Source organism: Lentzea sp. HUAS TT2 (assembly GCF_051853195.1).
Lineage (GTDB): Bacteria > Actinomycetota > Actinomycetes > Mycobacteriales > Pseudonocardiaceae > Lentzea.
In genome coordinates this window covers 604,494-623,561 of sequence record NZ_CP196667.1, presented here as the reverse complement: position 1 = coordinate 623,561, position 19,068 = coordinate 604,494, and the positions used below count along the sequence as shown (strand labels likewise).

General features: G+C 68.8%; 19 protein-coding genes. 11 read left to right on the top strand and 8 right to left on the bottom strand.

Going from position 1 to position 19,068, the window contains the following annotated elements:
- The first annotated feature begins 39 nt into the window (after positions 1–39).
- The 3 genes from uvrA to ACSHWB_RS03115 all read left to right on the top strand — a co-directional run bounded on the left by uvrA (position 40) and on the right by ACSHWB_RS03115 (position 3,695).
- On the top strand, positions 40–2,919 hold the full coding sequence (gene uvrA / locus ACSHWB_RS03125; RefSeq protein ID WP_439660578.1) for an excinuclease ABC subunit UvrA: 2,880 nt from the start codon (positions 40–42) through the stop codon (positions 2,917–2,919).
- Complete coding sequence (locus ACSHWB_RS03120) at positions 2,919–3,101, top strand: hypothetical protein (protein WP_439660577.1); 183 nt, start codon at positions 2,919–2,921, stop codon at positions 3,099–3,101. The genes uvrA and ACSHWB_RS03120 overlap by 1 nt, the downstream gene beginning before the upstream one ends.
- A 129-nt stretch (positions 3,102–3,230) precedes the next feature.
- On the top strand, positions 3,231–3,695 hold the full coding sequence (locus ACSHWB_RS03115) for an SRPBCC family protein (RefSeq protein WP_439660576.1): 465 nt from the start codon (positions 3,231–3,233) through the stop codon (positions 3,693–3,695).
- 3 nt (positions 3,696–3,698) lie between these two features.
- Here ACSHWB_RS03115 and ACSHWB_RS03110 read toward each other — a convergent pair whose 3' ends face one another.
- The gene (locus ACSHWB_RS03110) at positions 3,699–4,295 is read right to left on the bottom strand and encodes a TetR/AcrR family transcriptional regulator (protein WP_439660575.1); all 597 of its coding nucleotides are present in this window, start codon (positions 4,293–4,295) and stop codon (positions 3,699–3,701) included.
- 75 nt (positions 4,296–4,370) lie between these two features.
- Here ACSHWB_RS03110 and ACSHWB_RS03105 point away from each other — a divergent pair, with 75 nt between their 5' ends.
- Both ACSHWB_RS03105 and ACSHWB_RS03100 read left to right on the top strand, forming a co-directional pair.
- Positions 4,371–5,531 carry an FAD-dependent oxidoreductase gene (locus tag ACSHWB_RS03105; RefSeq protein ID WP_439660574.1) on the top strand — a complete coding sequence of 387 codons (1,161 nt, stop codon included), beginning with the start codon at positions 4,371–4,373 and terminating at the stop codon, positions 5,529–5,531.
- Between the two features lie 71 nt (positions 5,532–5,602).
- The gene (locus tag ACSHWB_RS03100; protein WP_439660573.1) at positions 5,603–6,766 is read left to right on the top strand and encodes a hypothetical protein; all 1,164 of its coding nucleotides are present in this window, start codon (positions 5,603–5,605) and stop codon (positions 6,764–6,766) included.
- A 47-nt stretch (positions 6,767–6,813) separates the two neighbouring features.
- On the opposite strand, the gene ACSHWB_RS03095 is transcribed toward ACSHWB_RS03100, so the two are convergent.
- The 5 genes from ACSHWB_RS03095 to ACSHWB_RS03075 all read right to left on the bottom strand — a co-directional run bounded on the left by ACSHWB_RS03095 (position 6,814) and on the right by ACSHWB_RS03075 (position 13,817).
- A complete protein-coding gene (locus ACSHWB_RS03095; protein WP_439660572.1) occupies positions 6,814–8,904 on the bottom strand; it encodes an alpha-galactosidase in 2,091 nt (696 codons plus the stop codon).
- Positions 8,905–9,006: 102 nt separating this feature from the next.
- Positions 9,007–9,537, bottom strand: coding sequence for a hypothetical protein (locus ACSHWB_RS03090; protein WP_439660571.1), 531 nt, complete (start codon positions 9,535–9,537; stop codon positions 9,007–9,009).
- Between the two features lie 4 nt (positions 9,538–9,541).
- Positions 9,542–10,945 (bottom strand): GntP family permease, encoded by a 1,404-nt coding sequence (locus ACSHWB_RS03085; RefSeq protein ID WP_439660570.1) that lies wholly within the window; start codon positions 10,943–10,945, stop codon positions 9,542–9,544.
- The gene (locus ACSHWB_RS03080) at positions 10,942–12,525 is read right to left on the bottom strand and encodes an N-acyl-D-amino-acid deacylase family protein (protein ID WP_439660569.1); all 1,584 of its coding nucleotides are present in this window, start codon (positions 12,523–12,525) and stop codon (positions 10,942–10,944) included. The genes ACSHWB_RS03085 and ACSHWB_RS03080 overlap by 4 nt, the downstream gene beginning before the upstream one ends.
- 11 nt (positions 12,526–12,536) lie before the next feature.
- A complete protein-coding gene (locus ACSHWB_RS03075) occupies positions 12,537–13,817 on the bottom strand; it encodes an amino acid deaminase (protein ID WP_439660568.1) in 1,281 nt (426 codons plus the stop codon).
- Between the two features lie 97 nt (positions 13,818–13,914).
- Here ACSHWB_RS03075 and ACSHWB_RS03070 point away from each other — a divergent pair, with 97 nt between their 5' ends.
- Genes ACSHWB_RS03070 through ACSHWB_RS03060 form a run of 3 tightly spaced genes read left to right on the top strand, consistent with a single transcriptional unit; the run spans position 13,915 to position 16,019 of the window.
- Entirely contained in the window at positions 13,915–14,880 is a 966-nt protein-coding gene (locus ACSHWB_RS03070) for a sugar kinase (RefSeq protein ID WP_439660567.1), read from the top strand.
- Positions 14,881–15,627, top strand: coding sequence for an IclR family transcriptional regulator (locus tag ACSHWB_RS03065; protein ID WP_439660566.1), 747 nt, complete (start codon positions 14,881–14,883; stop codon positions 15,625–15,627).
- 11 nt (positions 15,628–15,638) lie between these two features.
- Positions 15,639–16,019, top strand: a complete 381-nt coding sequence (locus ACSHWB_RS03060) for a RidA family protein (protein ID WP_030481733.1) — start codon at positions 15,639–15,641, stop codon at positions 16,017–16,019.
- 58 nt (positions 16,020–16,077) lie between these two features.
- On the opposite strand, the gene ACSHWB_RS03055 is transcribed toward ACSHWB_RS03060, so the two are convergent.
- Positions 16,078–16,224, bottom strand: a complete 147-nt coding sequence (locus tag ACSHWB_RS03055) for a hypothetical protein (protein ID WP_439660565.1) — start codon at positions 16,222–16,224, stop codon at positions 16,078–16,080.
- Between the two features lie 328 nt (positions 16,225–16,552).
- On the opposite strand from ACSHWB_RS03055, the gene ACSHWB_RS03050 reads away from it, so the two are divergent.
- Complete coding sequence (locus ACSHWB_RS03050; RefSeq protein WP_439660564.1) at positions 16,553–17,143, top strand: hypothetical protein; 591 nt, start codon at positions 16,553–16,555, stop codon at positions 17,141–17,143.
- Positions 17,140–17,799 carry a hypothetical protein gene (locus ACSHWB_RS03045; RefSeq protein ID WP_439660563.1) on the top strand — a complete coding sequence of 220 codons (660 nt, stop codon included), beginning with the start codon at positions 17,140–17,142 and terminating at the stop codon, positions 17,797–17,799. Before ACSHWB_RS03050 ends, ACSHWB_RS03045 begins: the two co-directional genes overlap by 4 nt.
- Here the strand turns inward: ACSHWB_RS03045 and ACSHWB_RS03040 are convergent.
- Entirely contained in the window at positions 17,793–18,134 is a 342-nt protein-coding gene (locus ACSHWB_RS03040; RefSeq protein ID WP_439660562.1) for a DUF1844 domain-containing protein, read from the bottom strand. The genes ACSHWB_RS03045 and ACSHWB_RS03040 overlap by 7 nt on opposite strands.
- Before the next feature lie 287 nt (positions 18,135–18,421).
- Between ACSHWB_RS03040 and infC the strand changes: the two genes are divergently transcribed.
- Positions 18,422–19,033, top strand: a complete 612-nt coding sequence (gene infC / locus ACSHWB_RS03035) for a translation initiation factor IF-3 (protein WP_439660561.1) — start codon at positions 18,422–18,424, stop codon at positions 19,031–19,033.
- The last annotated feature ends 35 nt before the right edge of the window (positions 19,034–19,068 follow it).

Genomic DNA, 19,068 nt, shown 5'->3' with positions numbered 1-19,068 from the left:
GGCGTGAGTGACCCGCCAATCGCAGCCGAAGGGACCCCAGTGGCAGACCGTCTTGTTGTTCGCGGCGCCCGCGAGCACAACCTGCGCGGCGTGGATATCGACCTGCCGCGGGACAGCCTGATCGTCTTCACGGGGCTGTCCGGCTCCGGCAAGTCGAGCCTGGCTTTCGACACGATCTTCGCCGAGGGCCAGCGCCGCTACGTCGAGTCGCTCTCGGCCTACGCGCGCCAGTTCCTCGGGCAGATGGACAAGCCCGACGTCGACTTCATCGAGGGCCTCTCGCCCGCGGTCTCGATCGACCAGAAGTCCACGAGCCGCAACCCGCGCTCGACCGTCGGCACGATCACCGAGGTCTACGACTACCTGCGCCTGCTCTACGCCCGCGCCGGCAAGCCGCACTGCCCGCAGTGCGGCGAGGCGATCGGCAAGCAGACGCCGCAGGAGATCGTCGACCAGGTGCTCGCGATGGAGCAGGGCACCAAGTTCCAGGTGCTCGCGCCGGTCATCCGCGGCCGCAAGGGCGAGTACGTCGACCTGTTCCAGAACCTGCAGACGCAGGGCTACTCGCGCGCGAAGGTCGACGGTGTCGTCTACGCGCTCGCCGAGGTGCCCAAGCTCAAGAAGCAGGAGAAGCACCACATCGCGGTCGTCATCGACCGCCTGAGCGTCAAGGCCTCGTCCAAGCAGCGCCTCACCGACTCGGTCGAGACGGCGCTGCGGCTCGCGGACGGCCTGGTCGAGCTCGAGTTCGTCGACCTCCCGGAGACCGACCCGAAGCGGATCAGGGGCTTCTCGGAGAACCTGGCGTGCCCCAACGGCCACCCGCTCGCGATCGAGGACCTGGAGCCGCGGTCGTTCTCCTTCAACTCGCCGTACGGCGCGTGCACCGTCTGCACGGGCATCGGCGTGCGCAAGGAGGTCGACCCGGAGCTCGTGGTCCCGGACGACGAGCTGAGCCTCGAGGACGGCGCCATCGCGCCGTGGGCCGGCGGGCAGACCGCCGAGTACTTCATCCGGCTGCTGCAGTCGCTCGGTGAGACCATCGGCTTCCGCATGGACCAGCAGTGGCGGCTGCTGCCCGCCAAGGCGCAGAAGGCGATCCTGCACGGCATCGACGAGCAGGTGCACGTCCGCTACAAGAACCGCTACGGCCGTGAGCGCTCCTACTACGCCAACTACGAGGGCGTGATCCCGTTCCTCGAACGGCGTCAGGAGCAGACCGAGTCCGACTACATGCGGGAGAAGTACGAGGGCTACATGCGCGAGGTCCCGTGCCCCGCGTGTGCGGGTACGCGACTGAAGCCCGAGATCCTCGCCGTCACGCTGCACCACGGCAAGAAGGGCGACAGGTCCATCGCCGAGGTCTGCGCGATGAGCGTCTCGGAGTGCTCCGACTTCCTCGACGGCCTCAAGCTCGGCAAGCGCGAGTCGATGATCGCGGGCGCGGTCCTCAAGGAGATCCAGGCCCGCCTGCACTTCCTGCTCGACGTCGGCCTCGACTACCTCTCGCTCGACCGCGCGTCCGGCACCCTGTCCGGCGGCGAGGCGCAGCGCATCCGGCTCGCCACGCAGATCGGCTCCGGCCTGGTCGGCGTGCTGTACGTGCTGGACGAGCCGTCGATCGGGCTGCACCAGCGCGACAACCACCGGTTGATCGAGACGCTGACGAGGCTGCGCAACCTCGGCAACACGCTGATCGTCGTCGAGCACGACGAGGACACGATCCGAGCCTCGGACTGGGTGGTCGACATCGGCCCCGGCGCCGGCGAGCACGGCGGCAAGGTCGTGCACAGCGGCCCGTACAAGAAGCTGCTCACGAACAAGGAGTCGATCACCGGCGCCTACCTGTCGGGCCGCAAGTCGATCCCGATGCCCGCGAAGCGCCGCAAGATCGACAAGAAGCGCCAGCTCACGGTCGTCGGCGCGCGCGAGCACAACCTGCGCGGCATCGACGTGTCGTTCCCGCTCGGCACGCTCACGTCGGTCACCGGCGTGTCCGGTTCTGGCAAGTCGACGCTGGTCAACGACATCCTGGCCACGGTGCTCGCGAACAAGCTCAACGGCGCGCGCCAGGTGCCGGGCCGCCACACCCGCATCAACGGCCTGAACGAGGTCGACAAGCTGGTGCGGGTCGACCAGTCGCCGATCGGCCGCACCCCGCGGTCGAACCCGGCCACCTACACCGGCGTGTTCGACCACGTCCGCAAGCTGTTCGCGGCGACCACCGAGGCGAAGGTCCGCGGCTACCAGCCGGGCCGCTTCTCGTTCAACGTCAAGGGCGGCCGCTGCGAAGCGTGCGCGGGCGACGGCACGATCAAGATCGAGATGAACTTCCTCCCGGACGTCTACGTCCCCTGCGAGGTCTGCAAGGGCGCGCGGTACAACCGCGAGACGCTGGAAGTGCACTACAAGGGCAAGACGATCTCCGAAGTCCTCGACATGCCGATCGAGGAGGCCGCGACGTTCTTCGAGCCGATCAACGCCATCCACCGCCACCTGAAGACGCTGGTCGAGGTGGGTCTGGGCTACGTGCGGCTGGGCCAGCCGGCGCCGACGCTGTCCGGTGGTGAGGCGCAGCGCGTGAAGCTCGCCTCGGAGCTGCAGAAGCGCTCGACGGGCAAGACGGTCTACATCCTCGACGAGCCCACGACGGGCCTGCACTTCGAGGACATCCGCAAGCTGCTGGGCGTGATCAACGGCCTGGTGGACAAGGGGAACAGCGTCATCGTCATCGAGCACAACCTCGACGTCATCAAGACGTCCGACTGGATCGTCGACATGGGTCCCGAAGGGGGCTCCGGCGGCGGTATGGTCGTAGCAGAGGGCACGCCCGAGCAGGTCTCGCAGGTCGAGAAGAGCTACACGGGGCAGTTCTTGCTGCAGGTGCTCGAAAACGAGGAGGTGTCAGCAACAGGGTGATGATTCCACTCGATGCGCTGGCCCACCGCGAGCGCGCCCTTCAGGCGTCGCGCGGAGAGCCCGTCATGTACCCGTTCAGCCTCATCGAGGCGCTCGACTCGTCGGAGCAGGCACTCCGGCGCGTCGCGGCTGTCAGCTGGTTGCGGACCCTGGAACGGCTTCCTCATCTAGTCGACAAGTGAACTCGGACGGCCTAGTGGGACGCTTGAGTCCCGCTAGAGCCGTAGTACACCCGGTGAGGAATTGCCGGTCCGGTGTGAGTTTGGTCGAGGATCTGTCACTCGGACGAGGTATCCGGGATGATGGCGGCCGTGTCACTCAACCGCTATCGCTTCCGCAGCGTGTGGCACGTCGACGCGTCTCCGGCTGATGTGTACGAGGTGCTGTCCGACATCGCGAACTACCCGCTGTGGTGGACCGAGATCCGCAAGGCCACGAAGATCGACGACGAGACCGGCGAGCTCAGGTGTCGCTCGTTCCTCCCGTTCGACCTGGTCGTGCAGGTCAAGCACAGCATCCGCAACCAGCAGGCAGGGCTGCTCCGTGCGACCTTGTCCGGTGATCTCGAAGGCTATGCGAGCTGGGAGATCACCGGTCGTGACGGCGGCACCGACCTCATGTTCGACCAGGAAGTAGTGGTCAACAAGGCGCTGTTGCGGCGTCTCGTGCTGATCGCCAAGCCGTTCTTCCGCGGCAACCACGACATGATGATGCGCGGCGGCTTCAAGGGTCTGAAGCAGGTTCTCGAAGCGAAGGCCGCCACCCGCGAGTCCTGACGTTCAGGCGCGGCCGGACAGGTGCCGGACCAGCAACCCCAGCTGCTGCGCGTACTTCGCGGCGAACTCGGGCGTCGCCGGGTCCTCGCCGGTGATCTGGCCGGCGCTCTGCCGCAGCGTCAACGGCGCCGAGGCCGCCGCCATCAGGGCCAGCAGCAGGAACGCGGGGTCGATCCCCTCCGGCAGTTCGCCCGCGGCCTGACGGGCGCGCATCTGGTCCACCTGGCCGCGGAAGAACTCCTCGTCGGTCGGCGGGCTGTCGCCTGCGAGGTTCGCCCACGCCCACATGCGGCCGTGGTCGCTGAGCGTGGTCATCACGAACCCCGCCACCACCTCGTCCAGTGACTGGCTCTGGCCCGCGAGCTCGGCGGCGGAGCTGTGCCAGCTCGTCGCGAGCTCCTTGTACAGGCCTTCTTTTCCGCCGAAGTAGTACGAGATCAGCTGCTTGTTCACGCCCGCCCGCGCCGCGATGTCCGTCGTGCGCGTGGCCGCGTAGCCCTTCGCGCCGAACTCCGCCGCGGCCGCCTCGAGGAGCAGGGCCCGCGTGCGTTCCGGGTCGCGCTTGCGTTCCGAGGCGCTGGGAGAGCGGCGTTGATCCACGGCGACACGGTAGCCGACGGCCCGTTTTCAACCAACTGGTTGACTTAATCAACCAATCGGTTGAAACTCGCTGACATGCGAATCGCAGTGATCGGTGGGGGAATCGGCGGGCTGTGCCTGGCGCACGGGTTGCGCAGGGCCGGCGTGGACGTGGCGGTGTACGAGCGCGACCTCTCGCGCACGGACCGCCTGCAGGGGTACCGGGTGCACATCAACCCGGACGGTGCCGCTGCGTTGAGGGAGTGCTTGCCCGCGGCGAACTGGCAGCGGTTCGAGGAGAGCGCGGGGTCCAGCGAGAACGGGTTCGGCTTCCTGACCGAACAGCTCAAGCCGCTGCTCGTGCTCGACCCCGACGAGGAGAAGCACTACTCGGCCAGCCGGATCACGCTCCGGCAGGTGCTGCTCGACGGGCTGGACGTCCAGTTCGGCAAGAGGTTCGAGCGCTACGAGCAGGGTGACGACGTCAAGCTCTACTTCGAGGACGGCAGCACCGCGAGCTGCGACCTGCTGGTCGGCGCGGACGGGATCCGGTCGCGGGTGCGCGAGCAGTACCTCCCGCACGCGGGCACGGAGAAGATCGGCGTCACGGCGATCGCGGGGAAGCTGTTCCTCGACGACAACGACTGGGTGCCGCGGGAGCTCGTCATCAGGGCCAACACGGTCGTCCCGACGAGCCGGGCGGGTATGTTCCTGGCCGCGCACGACGGGCTGGGTGTGTCCGACGGCGAGGACGACCCGTTGTTCGACAACGTGCGTCCCTACCTGATGTGGGCCTACGCGGCCGCCGACCTGACCGTCCACGATGGACAGGACCTGCGCCGGGAGGTGCTCGCCAGGATCGCGCGGTGGAGCCCCGAGCTGACCAGGATCGTCGAGCGGTCGCCGGCGGAGACGGTCAGTGAATGGCGCATCCGGTCGTCCAGGCCGATCGAGCGCTGGCGGCCGACGAACGTCACGTTGCTCGGCGACGCCATCCACGCGATGACGCCGATGAGGGGCGTTGGGGCGAACATCGCGCTCAAGGACGCGCAGCTGCTCGCGCGGTGCATCGCCGAGGGTGGTGACGCCGTCGCCAGGTACGAGAAGGAGATGTACGACTACGGCTTCGCGGCCGTGCGCGACTCGCTCAAGGCAGCCCGCCAGTTCGCCGACGGCGGCCCGGTCGCGCGGACGATCTTCAAGACCGTGCTCAGAACCGCGAGCGCCGTGCCCGCGCTGAAACGCGCGATGTTCTGAAAATCAGTTTGAACCGTTCTGGCCCGCCCTGCGTGTGATGGGCGTTGGTGGCACTAGCCAGGAGGTTCAAGATGATCCGCAAGACCGTTGCGGTCGTCGCGTTGGGGTTGATCTCGCTGACCGCCTGCGCGGGCACGCCGGAGAGCACGCCGGTGGCGCAGCAGCAGCAAGAGGGCGCGGTGGCGCTGAAGGTCGCCGAGATCGTGGACCTGGGGCCGGTCGTCACCGACATCGAGGACTTCACGCTCTACCGGTTCGACGGCGACAAGCCCGGTGAGTCCACTTGCGACGGTGAGTGCGCCGCGACCTGGCCTCCCGCCACGGTCACCGAGGAGAACTTCGCGGTGAACGGTGTCGACAGGAACCTCGTCGGCAGCATCGTCCGCAAGGACGGCAGCCGCCAGATCACCGTCGACGGCATGCCGCAGTACCGGTTCGCCAAGGACACCAAGCCCGGCGAGACCAAGGGCCAGGGCCTGCAGGGCAAGTGGTTCGCCACCGGCAAGGACGGCGCCCGCACCCAGCTCGCGGCACGAACCGGCGTCATCGCAGGACTCGGCGCGGTGCTGACCAACAACGCGGGTCTCACGCTCTACCGGTTCGACGGCGACACAGCTCAGCCGTCAGTGTCCAATTGCGACGGTGGCTGCGCCGAGACCTGGCCGCCGGTCGTGGTGGAGGGCGACACACCACGGGTGAAGGGCGTCGACCCGGCGCTGCTCGGCACGATCACCCGCAAGGACGGCAAGAAGCAGCTCACGGTCGCGAACTGGCCGCAGTACACCTTCAAGAACGACAGCAAGCCCGGTGAGGCCAAGGGTGTCGCGGTGCCGAAGTGGTTCGCCACCGCCACCGACGGCAAGAAGGCCCAGCAGAACCAGGCGATCGCGCTGACCAGCGCGACCGTCGCGGACCTCGGCGTCGTCGCCACCGACAGGGACGGCATGACGCTCTACCGGTTCGACGACGACTCCGCGGACCCGTCGAAGAGCAACTGCTCCGGCGGGTGCGCGGAGCAATGGCCGCCCGCCTTCGTCAGCGAGGGCTTCCAGGTGCAGGGCGTGGACGCCGCACTCGTGGGGACGATCGAGCGGGACGGGAAGAAACAGCTCACCATCGCGGGGTGGCCGCAGTACTTGTTCGCAGGGGACAAGATCTGTGGTGATGCCAACGGGCAGGGCGTTGGCGGAAAGTGGTGGGCGACCAAGGCCGACGGAAGTCGCGCCGGCCGGTAAAGGGGAGAGGAGGAGCCCCGGCGGGATGCATCCCGCCGGGGCTCTTCTCACTGGAGACGCAACAGAAGTGCCTGCTCCGGTTCGAGCACCGGCAGCTGGATCCCGACCTCCGAGAGCACGGAACCGGGCAGCTCCACGGACTTCCAGTCCGCGGGCAGCCGCTGGATCAGCTTGGGCCGTCCCGCCGGGGCGTCGAACGACACCCGGTACGTGCGCGCCGGGTCGAGGCCGGGCAGCCGCACCCGGCGAGGCTTGTTCTGCACCGAGGTCGCGAGCTGCACGTACCCGAACAGGGCCTCGGACTGGTCCGCCGCAACGATTCCGTGCACCCAGGCCGAGGAGTCCGGGTGGTCGGAGTGCACGGTGACACCGCTGTGCACCAACGCCCGCACGTCCTTGTAGTACTCGATCGCGGCCTGCAGCCCTGCCCGTTCCTCGTCGGTGGCCGAGTTGATGTCCCACTCGATCCCGAAGTGCCCGAACATCGCCGTGACCACCCGGAACGACAGGTCGTGCACGCGTCCGGTGGTGTGCGACTTGGTGGGGCCGACGTGCGCGCCCATCAGCTCCGGCGGCAGGAACACGCCGGTCCACCGCTGGATCAGCTGGCGTTCCAGGGCGTCGTTGCAGTCCGATGTCCACACGCGGTCGGTGTGGGCGAGCACGCCGAGGTCGATCCGCCCGCCGCCGGACGAGCAGCTCTCGATCTCCACGTGCGGGTGCCGCAGCCGCAGTTCTTCGAGCAGCCGGTAGAACGCCGCAGTCTGCTCGTGCACGCGCGAGCCGATCAGGTCGCGGTTGTGGTCCCACTTCACGAACGCGATGTCGTTGTCCGCCAGCACGGACGAGACGCGGTCGAGGATGTACGCGTACGCCTCGGGGTGCGCGATGTTCAGCACCTGCTGGTTGCGCGACGGCGGCGGCAGCACGCCGGGACGCGGCCCGAGCACCCAGTCCGGGTGGGCGCGGTAGAGGTCGGAGTCCGTGTTGACCATCTCGGGCTCGAACCACAGCCCGAACTCCATGCCGAGCGCGCGGACGTGCTTGATCAACGGCGTCAGCCCGTCCGGCCACACCGTCTCGTCGACGTACCAGTCACCGAGGCCCGCGGAGTCGTCGCGGCGGTGCCGGAACCAGCCGTCGTCCAGCACGAACCGCTCCACACCGATCGCGGCGGCGGTGTCGGCCAGCGAGGTCAGCCGCGCGAGGTCGTGGTCGAAGTAGACGGCCTCCCACGTGTTGAGCACGACCGGGCGCGGCCGCAGCGAACGCTCGCGCAGCTGCCGGTGGAACGCGGCGCTGATGCCGTCGATGCCCGCGCTCGAATACGCGGCGTAGATCCACGGCGACTCGTACTCCTGGCCCGGCGCCAGCGTGATCTCGCCCGGCAGCAGCAGTTCGCCGCCACCCAGGACGGGCAGGCCGTCGACCAGGTTCTCCGCGTACGTCACGTGGTTGCCGCTCCACGCCACGTGCAGCGCCCACACCTCGCCGTCGCGGAACGAGAACCCCGGCGTGCCGGCCAGCAACCCGATGGTCGCGTCGTGCCCGGTGCGGCCGCGGCGGTTCTCCCGCACCCACGAGCCGTGGTTGAACGCCTGCCGCTGCGGCGCGCGCTCACGTGCCCAGCGCCCGGTGAAGTCGAGCAGTTCGGTGGCGTGCGAGGGGACGGGGAGCGCGGTTTCCAGGCCCTCCAACGAATACGGCGTCGTACCGTCGTTGCGCACGACGTGCCGGAGGCGGAGCATGCCGGACGGCAGCAGCTCCAGCGTGCCGGTCACGGTCAGTCCGGCGGCCCCGTCCGTCGCGACGTAGCGGAAGATCGAGTCGTCCTCGCCGGAGAACGACGTCACCGCCAGCGCGGGCGCGAAGTGCTCGCCGCCGCGGTGGCCGCGCAGTCCGGGACGGCCGACATAGCCGGCACCGGCGTCGGGCAGCAGCGCGAGCGGGACCGGGTCGTCCGGCGCGTTGTTCGGGTTGGTCCACGAGACGGCGTCGACCAGGCCGCGCAACGCGTCCTCGCCGACGTCTCCGAGCGTTCGCCCCCAGTGCGCCACGACCGGCAGGCTCGCGCCCGAGAGGGTGATGACGACGCTGGAGGTGTCGTCGTGCAGGTGCACGACCTCCGTGTTGCTCATGCGGGCCCCGTCCACATCAAACACAAATGAACATTGTGCCGATCCTCAGATGCGGACGGGGGGTTGTCAAGCGTTGGGGAATGTTGAGTTGTGTCTGATCTGCTAGCAGTTGGGGGCCTGGTCGTACACCTCGGCCAGGACGGGCTGCGCCTTGATCAGGTCGGGCAGCTTCGGGCCGCTCGGATTCCAGAACACGACGTCCTTGGTCACGAACTCCGCAGGCCCGGTGAGCTGTTCGGCGGGGAGCCTTCGCGCGTTCTCGAGCGTTTCGTCGATCTTGGCGATGAACGCGCCCAGGTCGCGCCGGTTCGCCGCGACCAGGTCGTCGCCCTGTGCGACAGGGGCCGGGCCGATGGCGTCGAAGACGCTCTTCGACTTGGCGAACATCTCCCGCAACTCGGTCAGGGCGGTCACCACGGCTGCCCGGTCCGCTTCGACCGGCGGCCGGTCCACGGTGAACTTCGGCGCCTTGGAGACCGCTGTGCCGCGGGTGTACACGGCCTTCTCCCCTGAGCACACCTGGTCGAGCCAGGCCGTGGTGGCGGCCTTGTCGGGCGGGGAAGGCGCGGGCGGTGGCGAGGAGCACCCCGCCACCGCCGCGATCACGAGCAGGCCGATCAGGTTCCGGAGCACACGGCTAGACAACCAGACTGAGCAGCGCCGCGACCACGAAACCGACCACCGAGAGGATGGTCTCCAGGACCGTCCACGACTGCAGCGTCTCCTTCACCGACAGCCCGAAGTACCGCGACACGATCCAGAACCCGCCGTCGTTCACGTGCGAGGCGATGATCGAACCGGACGCGATGGCCATGACGACCAGGGCGAGCTGCGGCTGCGAGTAGCCCAGATCCGCCACCACCGGTGCGACGATGCCCGCGGTCGTCACGATCGCGACCGTCGCCGAACCCTGCGCGATGCGGATGACGCAGCTGATCACGTACGCCAGCGCGATCACCGGCAGGCCGATGCCCGACAGCTCGTTCGCCAGCGTCTTGCCGATGCCCGTCGCGGCCAGCACGGCGCCGAAGAAGCCACCGGCACCGACCACGAGCAGGATCATCGCGACCGGCTTGAGGGACGCGGCGGACAGCTCCGCGACCTTCTCCCGGGTCATGCCGCGCCGGAAGCCCAGCAGCCAGAACGCGAGCAACACTGAGATCGTCAACGCCACCGCGGGTGTGCCGAAGAACGTCGCCACCGAGTACAGGCGCGATCCCTTGGTCAGCAGGATCGAGCCGAACGTGCCGGCGAGGATCAGCACCAGTGGCAGGCCGATGATCGACAGCACCAGCCCGAGCGACGGCGGGTCGCGATCGTCCTCGCCGTTCTCCGCCCGCGCCAGCTCGGCCGCGGCCAGCATCTCCTCCGGCACCGGCACGTTGAGGCGCTTGCCGATCCAGTACGAGTACAGGACACCGCCGACGAACCAGGACGGGATCGCCACCGCGAGTCCCATGATGATGATCCAGCCGAGCGACACCTTCAGCAGACCGGCCGCCGCCACCGGTCCGGGGTGAGGTGGCATGAACGCGTGCATGACCGAAAGCCCTGCCAGCAACGGCATGGCGAACAGCACGATCGACTTGCCGCTGCGCTTGGCCGCCACGTAGACGAGCGGCGCGAGCACGAAGATGCCGATGTCGAAGAAGACCGGCACGCCGAAGATCAGGCCCGCGAGACCGATGGCGACGGGCGCCTTCTTCTCGCCGAACGCGTTCATCAGCTTGTCCATCAGCACCTGCGCGCCGCCGGACGCCTCGAGGATCGCGCCGAGCAGCGTGCCGAGACCGATGATCGCCGCGATGTGCCCGAGGATCGAGCCGAAGCCCTTCTCCAGCAACGAGTCGGAGGCCTTCTGCGCTGACCCGACCAGCGCCTCGACCGGCACGCCGGCCAGCAGGGCGACCAGCAGCGCAACGACGATCAGCGCGATGAACGGCTCGACCTTGAACTTGATGATGAGCAGCAGCAACACCGCGATGCTGACCACCGCGAGGGTGAGCAGACCGGGTGTCGAGTGTTGCAGCCAGTTGATCACGGGCGGCTCCTGAGTGAATGGCCTGGCAATGAGCCGGTGGCGGTTCCGTCGTCGATCACCGTCACCCCGTTGCAGAACACGTACGGGATGCCGGCGGCCTGCTGCCGAGGCTCGTCGAACGTCGCCGTGTCGGCGATCGTCGCGGGATCGAACAGCACGAGGTCGGCCGCGTAGCCCTCGCGGACCAGACCCCGGTCGGTGAGCCGCAAACGTTGGGCGGCACGGCCGGTGAGGTGCTCCACGCACTCCTCCAGGCTCAGCACGCCCAGTTCGCGGACATAGCGCGCGAAATAGCGGGGGAAGGTGCCCCACGCGCGCGGGTGCGGCCGGTCGCCCACGAGCAGCCCGTCGCTGCCGCCGGTGTGCGCCGGATGCTTCATGATCGCCTGCACGTTCTCCTCGTGGCCCACGTGCATGAGGCACGACGTACCCATCCGCTCGTCGACCAACACGTCGAAGTACAGGTCGGCGGGCGCACGTCCGAGCCGCAGCGCGGAGGCGTGGACGCTGGCGCCGACGAGGTGCGCGTTGCGGTCGTTGCGGACCCCGTTGATCTCGATGGAGTCCCAGTCGACCGGCACGCCGTGGCAGCCGTCCGAGCCGGTCTCCTCGATCTCCTCGCGGATGCGCTCGCGGGTGTCCACATCGGACAACCTTGCCAGCGCGCTGTCCGGTCCGCCTTCCGTGGCCCACGACGGCAGCAGCGCGGAAAGATAGGTCGCGCCCGGCAGGTACGGGTAGGTGTCGAGCGAGATGTCGGCGCCACCGGCGATCGCGTCGTCCAGCAGTGCCAGCAGTTCGGGCGCTTTGCCCTTGTTCACCGGGAAGTTCATCGTGGCGTGCGCGAGGTGCAACGGGCAGCCGGACCGCTTCGAGACGTCCACCATCTCGGCGTACGCCTCCAGCGCGCCGGCGCCGTAGCTGCGGTGGTGCGGGCTGTAGAAACCGCCGTAGTTCCCGACGACCTCGCACAGCTGCACCAGTTCGGACGTGTCCGCGTACATGCCGGGCGTGTAGGTGAGCCCCGACGACATGCCGAAAGCGCCCTCCACCAACGACTTCGCGAGCTTGTTCTTCATGACGAGCATCTCGGCGTCGGTCGCGGGCCGGTCGTCCCAGCCCACGGCGAGCATCCGCAACGTCCCCTGCGGCACCAGGTACGCGGCGTTCACCGCGATGCCCTGGTCGAGCCGGTCGAGGTACTGGCCGACCGAGCGCCAGTTCCAGTCGAAGCCCGGCGGGTCGTCGTTCCACCCGGCGAGCTGGCCCCGCAGCGTCGCCAGCACCTCGTCGTTGACCGGCGCGTACGACAGCCCGTCCTGGCCGAGCACCTCGGTCGTGACGCCCTGCGAGACCTTCGCCAGGTGGTCCGGCTCGGCGAGGATCCGCAGGTCCGAGTGCGAGTGCATGTCGATGAACCCCGGCGCGAGCACCAGCCCGGCGGCGTCGATCGACCTGGTGGCCGAGACCGGCTCACCGATGGACGTGATGACGCCGTCCTTGATCCCCACATCCGCCTGGTAGGCGGGTGCGCCCGTGCCGTCGGCGATCAGCGGTCCGCGCAGAACGACGTCGTCCATCCCGGCACTCCTCAGAAGTAGGTACGGATCAGGTCGACCACGGTCGTGCCCTGCACGACCGGGATGAGCTGCCACTTGTCGAACACCGTGCAGGGGTGCGAGAGACCGAGCCCGATCCAGTCGCCGACCCTGACCGTGGCCTCGGCGCCGAGCTGGAGGAACGCGTGCTGGTCGTTGAGCGCGGTGATCGTCGCCCCGGCCAGGGGAGCGATCGCACCGTCGGGGCGGCGCACGAGCTGCGGTTCCGGCAGGCCCTCGTCGAACGACGCGTCGCGCTTGCCGATCGTCAGCAACGCCAGGTCGCGCTGCGGCCGTGACGTCACCTGGGCCCACGCCCGCAGCGCCGACCGGAACGGCTCCACGCCGTCGATCCGCGCGAACGGGGAGATCCCGCGGTAGAAGCCGTCGTCGTGCGTGATGTACGCACCGCTGCGCAGCACCGGCGTCACCGGCATCGGCCACGGCTGCGACAACGTCGCCGCCACCTGGTCGAAGTACGCGCTGCCGCCCGCCGTGACGATCACCGAGTCCAGCTCGTCGAGCAGTCCGGCGTCGGCCAGGCGCAGCACGAGCGTGCGCAGGTCGTTCAGATATCCGTCCACAACGGACTGCGACGACTCGGACGCGTCGTGCGCCAGCGCGCCCTCGTAGCCACCCGCGCCGACCAGCCGCAGCACCGGGCTCTGGTCGACCGCCCGTGCGACGGCCAGCGCCGTCTCCAGGTCACGCGCGCCCGTTCGCCCTCCCGGTGCGCCCAGCTCGACGATCACGTCGACCGGCCGTGAGGGTGTGAGCTCCTGCAGCGTCTCGCTCATCAGCGCGACGCCCGCCTCGGAGTCGGCCCAGCAGCTGAACTCGAAGCCGGGATCGCCGTCGAGCTCGCGGACCAGCCAGCGCAGCGCCGCCGGGTCCAGCAGCTGGTTCGCCAGCAGGATCCGGGACACGCCGAACGCCCGGTAGACCCGCAGCTGCGACGCGTTGGCGGCGGTGAGGCCCCAGACGCCGTGCTCGATCTGCCGCTGGAAGAGCTGCGGTGACATCGTCGTCTTGCCGTGCGGTGCCAGCTTGACGCCGTGGTTGTCACACCACTTGGCCATCGTTGTCAGGTTGTGCGTCAACGCGTCCGCGTCCAGCACGACGAGCGGCCCGACGAACTCGTCGGCGAAGAGGTCGAGACGCTGCCCGGCCACCTCGCCGATCGTCGAGCCGAACGTGGTCGACGGCAGGCCCTTGAAGCGCCAGCTGACCCGTTCCGACCTGATGTCCGCGACGGCCGTGAGGTCCATCTCCATCAGATGTTGCATATTTTGCAACTCCCATTGCGCGATGTGATGCTGAGTTGTGTAGCATTCGGTCTCGCCGCCGTCAACGAACACCTCTGGAGCGCGCATGCGGTTCGATCACGTCGGCGGTGTCGTGTGTCTCGGCGAGACCATGGTGATGATGGTTCCGGCTGAACCCGGTCCCGTGCACTTGGTGCGAACCTGGCACAGGGCCGTCGGTGGCGCCGAGTCCAACGTCGCGGCGCATCTGACGCGCCTCGGCGTCCGGACGTCGTGGGTCAGTGCGGTCGGTGACGACTCGTTCGGGCTGGCGGTGCTCGACACGGTGGGCGGTTACGGCGTCGACGTGTCCGGGGTGCGGGTCGACCCGACCCGTCCGACCGGCCTGTACGTCAAGGAGGCCTCGCCGCACGGCAGCCCGGTGCGCTACTACCGGCGTGGTTCGGCGGCGTCGGGCATGGGCCTCGAGATGATCGACCGGCTCGGCCTCGGCGAGGTCAAGCTCGTGCACGTCAGCGGCATCACGCCCGCGCTGTCCGACTCGTGCCTCGCGATGATGCGGGAGCTGCTGCGGCGGTCGCGGCACGGGTTCCGGATCTCGTTCGACCTGAACTGGCGGCCCGCGCTGTGGGCCGACCGCGACCCGCGCGTGCTGCGGGAGCTCGCGGACATGGCGGACATCGTGCTCGCGGGCTCCGACGAGGCCGAACTGGTCTGGGGCACCGGCGATCCGGCACGGTTGCGGCAGCTGCTGCCCGGACCCGCCGCACTGGTGGTGAAGCAGGGAGCCGAGGGCGCGACGCTGCTGGAAGGCGGGTCGTCGTACTTCGAGCCGGCGCTGAAGGTCGAGGTCGTGGAACCGGTCGGCGCCGGTGACGCGTTCGCGGCGGGCTTCCTCGCGGCGACCCTGGCGGGGGAGACTCCGTCGGTGCGGTTGCGCGCGGGGCACCTGCAGGCGGCCTCCGCTTTGCTCACCGCGGAGGACGTCGGAGATCCTTTGCCGGACGACGTGACAGATCCGCTGCTGCACGCCGACCCGCAGACCTGGGCGTCCGCCCGCCTGGAGGTGTGAATGAGCCAGAGTCTCGACAGAGCGCTCACCCTGGTGAGCCAGCTCGCGACGGGCCCGAAGACGCTGGACGAGCTGTCCGGCGTGATCGGCGTCCACAAGTCGACGACGCTGCGACTGCTGCGCACGCTGGAGTCGCACCGCTTCGTGCAGCGCGACGGCGTGCACCACTACCGGCTGGGCACCGCGTTGTTCGACCTCGCCAACCGGGCCCTGGAGGAACGCGACGTCCGCCGCGCCGCCGAGCCCGCGTTGCGCGACCTCAACTCCCGCCTGGGCCACACCGTCCACCTCGCGTCCTACGAGGACGGTGAGGTGATCTACATCGACAAGTACGAGTCACGGCACCAGATGCGCATGTACTCGCGCATCGGCCGCCGCGCCCCGTTGCACTGCACGGCCGTGGCGAAGATCCTGCTGGCCGACCTGCCCGCGCCCGCGTTGCAGAAGGTGTTGTCCGGCATGGAGTTCCCGCGCCTGACCGAGAACACCATCCTCGGCCCGGCCGCATATCTGGCCGAGCTGGACCGCGTGCGCGCCAACGGGTACGCCGTCGACAACTCCGAGCACGAGGACTTCATCCACTGCATCGCCGCCCCGATCAAGGGTGCGCGGGGCGAGGTGCTCGCGGCCGTGTCGATGTCGGTGCCGAAGGTGCTGCTCGACTACGAGGGCCTGCTGTCCCACCTGCCGGACCTGCTCGCCACCGCTGAAGCCGCATCGGTCGAATGTGGTTATGTTCCAAGATAAGGGGAAGTCAGTTGTCCAAGGTTGAGATCAAGACCGCCGACGCGCCGCAGCCGGTGGCCCGTTTCTCGCAGGGTGTGCGCAAGGGCAACATCCTGCAGGTGGCAGGCCAGGTCGCGTTCGACCCGAAGTCGGGCGAGATCGTCGGCACCACCGTCGCCGAGCAGACGCGCCAGACGTTCGCGAACCTGCACGCCGTGCTCGCCGCCGGTGGCGCGTCCATCGACGATGTGGTGATGATCCGCGTCTACCTGACCGACACCGCGCACTTCGCGGAGCTGAACGAGGTCTACGGCGAGTTCGTGACGGACCCGGCGCCCGCCCGCACGACCGTCTACGTCGGACTTCCGGCCGGTCTGCTGGTGGAGATCGACGCGCTCGCCGTCGTCGACTGATCCCAGAGCCGAAACGGGCACCCTCCTGCCGGAGAGTGCCCGTTTATCGTTGGTGCGCTTACCGGGAGACCTTGCCGCCCTCGTACCGCACGCCTGTCTCGGCGTTGCGGGCCAGGGCGACACCGAACGACCCGCGGTACGCGTAGACCTCGCCCATCGGGTCGCGCCACGCCAGCAGGACCCCGCCGTCCCGCAGGGTGATCATCGTGGAGGGGCACACGGCGACATTCGTGAACAACCTCGGTAACCGGGTGGCGGTCGACCTGGACTCCGAGCCGTTCCGCGGGTGACTCGCTCCGCTGACCGGAATTCGGCGAGCAGGCCGCGATCGTCAGGTGCTTCGTTGATGGCGTGCTTCCATGCGGAGGCACGGGGCCGCGCTACACGCGATCAGGCCCGATGACGTGACCTGAGCAATACACCTGGTTGGGCTCCGTGACTCGGTTTTCGGCTGTGACAAGAGGCGCTGACCGGCTGACGCATGGGGTGAGCCGTTGCACCGCGGCGGCTCGCTCCATGGCAGCATCCGCCACATGAAGTGGTACGCGGACAGACCGGCAAGGTTCACGCGCCAACTGATCGCCGACCTCCTGGCCGTGGCCTGGGTGGCCCTCTGGATCTGGGTGGCCACCACCGCCCACGACTGGGTCCTCCAACTGCGAGCCCCGGGAGACGGCCTGGTCAACGCGGGCGGCAACATCCGTGACGTCTTCACCAACGCGGCCGCCAAGGCCAAGGGCGTGCCCTTCGTGGGCGAGGACCTGGCCGGCGCGCTCGGCAACGGCACGCAGGCAGGCCAGACCCTCACCGACGCCGGCAACGCGCAGATCGGCGTGGTCCAGGACTCCGCGTTCTGGCTCGCCGCCGCACTGATCGTCATCCCGGTCCTGTTCCTGCTCATCACCTGGCTGCCGATCCGGCTCAGGTACGCGCGCAAGGCCGCCAACACCGCGCGCCTGAGGGACAAACCCGATCTGCTGGCCCTGAGAGCGCTCACATCGTTGTCGCCGCGGGAGCTCGGCAAGTTCGACGGCGATCCCGCCGTGGCATGGCGGACCGGGGACACCGACGTCATCGACGAGCTGGCACGACGTCAGCTCGCGTCGGTGGGGGTGCGGGCATGATCGTGTTGTCGGTGATCGCCGCGGTGGTGGCCATGTGCGCTGTCGCCATCGCGTTGTGGCAGGCCCGCGAGGCGAAGAACGCCCAGGCGGCCGCGAAGATCGCGCAGGAGGCCGCGGCGAGGGCGCAGGAGGAGGCGCAGGCCGCGCGCAAGGCCGTTGAGCAGGCCACGGCCAGTGCGTTGCAGGCGAAGACCGCTGCGGAGGAAGGCAAGAAGGCGGCGCAGAAGGCCGAGGAGGCCGTGGGGAAGGCGGCTGAGGCTGCCACGGCGTCGCGGATGCTCGCGGACGAGGCTCAGCTCACGGCGCAGCAGGCGACGGTGCAGATCAACGAGATCACGGAGCTGCTCGCCGCCGACCGCAGCAGGAAGGGCATGCCGACGTTCGCGATCACGCCCGGCGCGCCGGACGAGTTCCGGCTCAGCTACTTCGGCGGGCCCGCGGTCATCGAGCAGCTCACCGTGTCGGTGGTGCCGGGGTCACGGGTGCTCGGGCTGTCCCAGTACGACGACGAGCCGCCGGTCGAGCACCTCGCGGTCGGGCCGCTCTACAACGGCTCCGCCATCACCTTCAGGGCCGCCACCGGGCAACGGGCCAGCGCGGTCTTCCAGGTCAGGGCGGAGCCGTGGGAACCGGTCGTGGTCAGAGCCGATCAGTAGACGGGGCCGGTGAACTTCTCGCCGGGGCCCTTGCCCGGCTCGTCGGGCACGGCGGAGGCCTCGCGGAACGCGCGCTGCACCGACTGCAGGCCGTCCTTCAGCGGGGCGGCGTGCGGGCCGAGGTACTCGGAGGTCGCCGTGACCAGGCCGGCCAGGCCGGTGATGAGGCGGCGGGCCTCGTCGAGGTCGCGGCGCGGGGAGTTGTCGGGGTCCGGGTCGGCGAGGCCCAGGCGCTCCGCGGAGGCGGACAGCAGCATCACCGCCGCCCGGCTGATCACCTCGATGCTGGGGACATCGCCCAGGTCACGGATGCTGTCTTCAAGCGGATCGGTCACGCCTACATTCAAGCAAGCCGACGTCACGGGGCCGCGATTCGGGGGTTGACAAGAGCGTCTGCTAGTATTTCGGACGCGACCAGCTCTCGTTAGTGCGAGAGCGGCAAGTGGAGCCCCGCTCCCACCCGCGTTCACCGCTTCTTTGAGGTGGCCGGGTCCGGTCCACCAGACTGCGGACACACGGGTGTCAGCGGATCTGGTGTGAGATCGGTCGGAAGCGGGCCCCTTCACCGGGAGACGGTGACGGGGCTCTTGTTTTTGGCGCAAACGAGTCTCAAAGGACGTGAATGACAAGTCCCTCGAACCGCGGTGCACCCGTCAGCACCGAGCCGCGCATCAACGACCGCATTCGGGTGCCGGAAGTTCGTCTGGTCGGGCCGAATGGTGAGCAGGTCGGGATCGTTCGCATCGAGGACGCGCTCCGACTCGCGCAGGAAGCGGATCTCGACCTCGTCGAGGTCGCCGCTCAGGCTCGCCCGCCGGTCTGCAAGCTCATGGACTACGGCAAGTTCAAGTACGAGACGGCGCAGAAGGCTCGCGAATCTCGTCGGAACCAGCAGCTGACGGTCATCAAGGAGCAGAAGCTCCGCCCGAAGATCGACCCGCACGACTACCAGACGAAGAAGGGCCACGTGGCCCGCTTCCTCTCGCACGGGAACAAGGTCAAGGTGACCATCATGTTCCGCGGTCGCGAGCAGTCGCGCCCCGAACTTGGTTACAGGCTTCTGCAGAAGCTGGCGGAGGACGTCGCGGAGCTGGGCTTCGTGGAGTCGAACCCGAAGCAGGACGGCCGCAACATGATCATGGTGTTGGCGCCGCACAAGAACATCAAGCCGCGTGTGGTCAAGCAGGACGACGACGCGCCCGAGGCGGACGACACCGCTTCGGAAGAGGCGTAGGACGCACGCCCGCCCCCGGACCCGGTGGGTAGCAC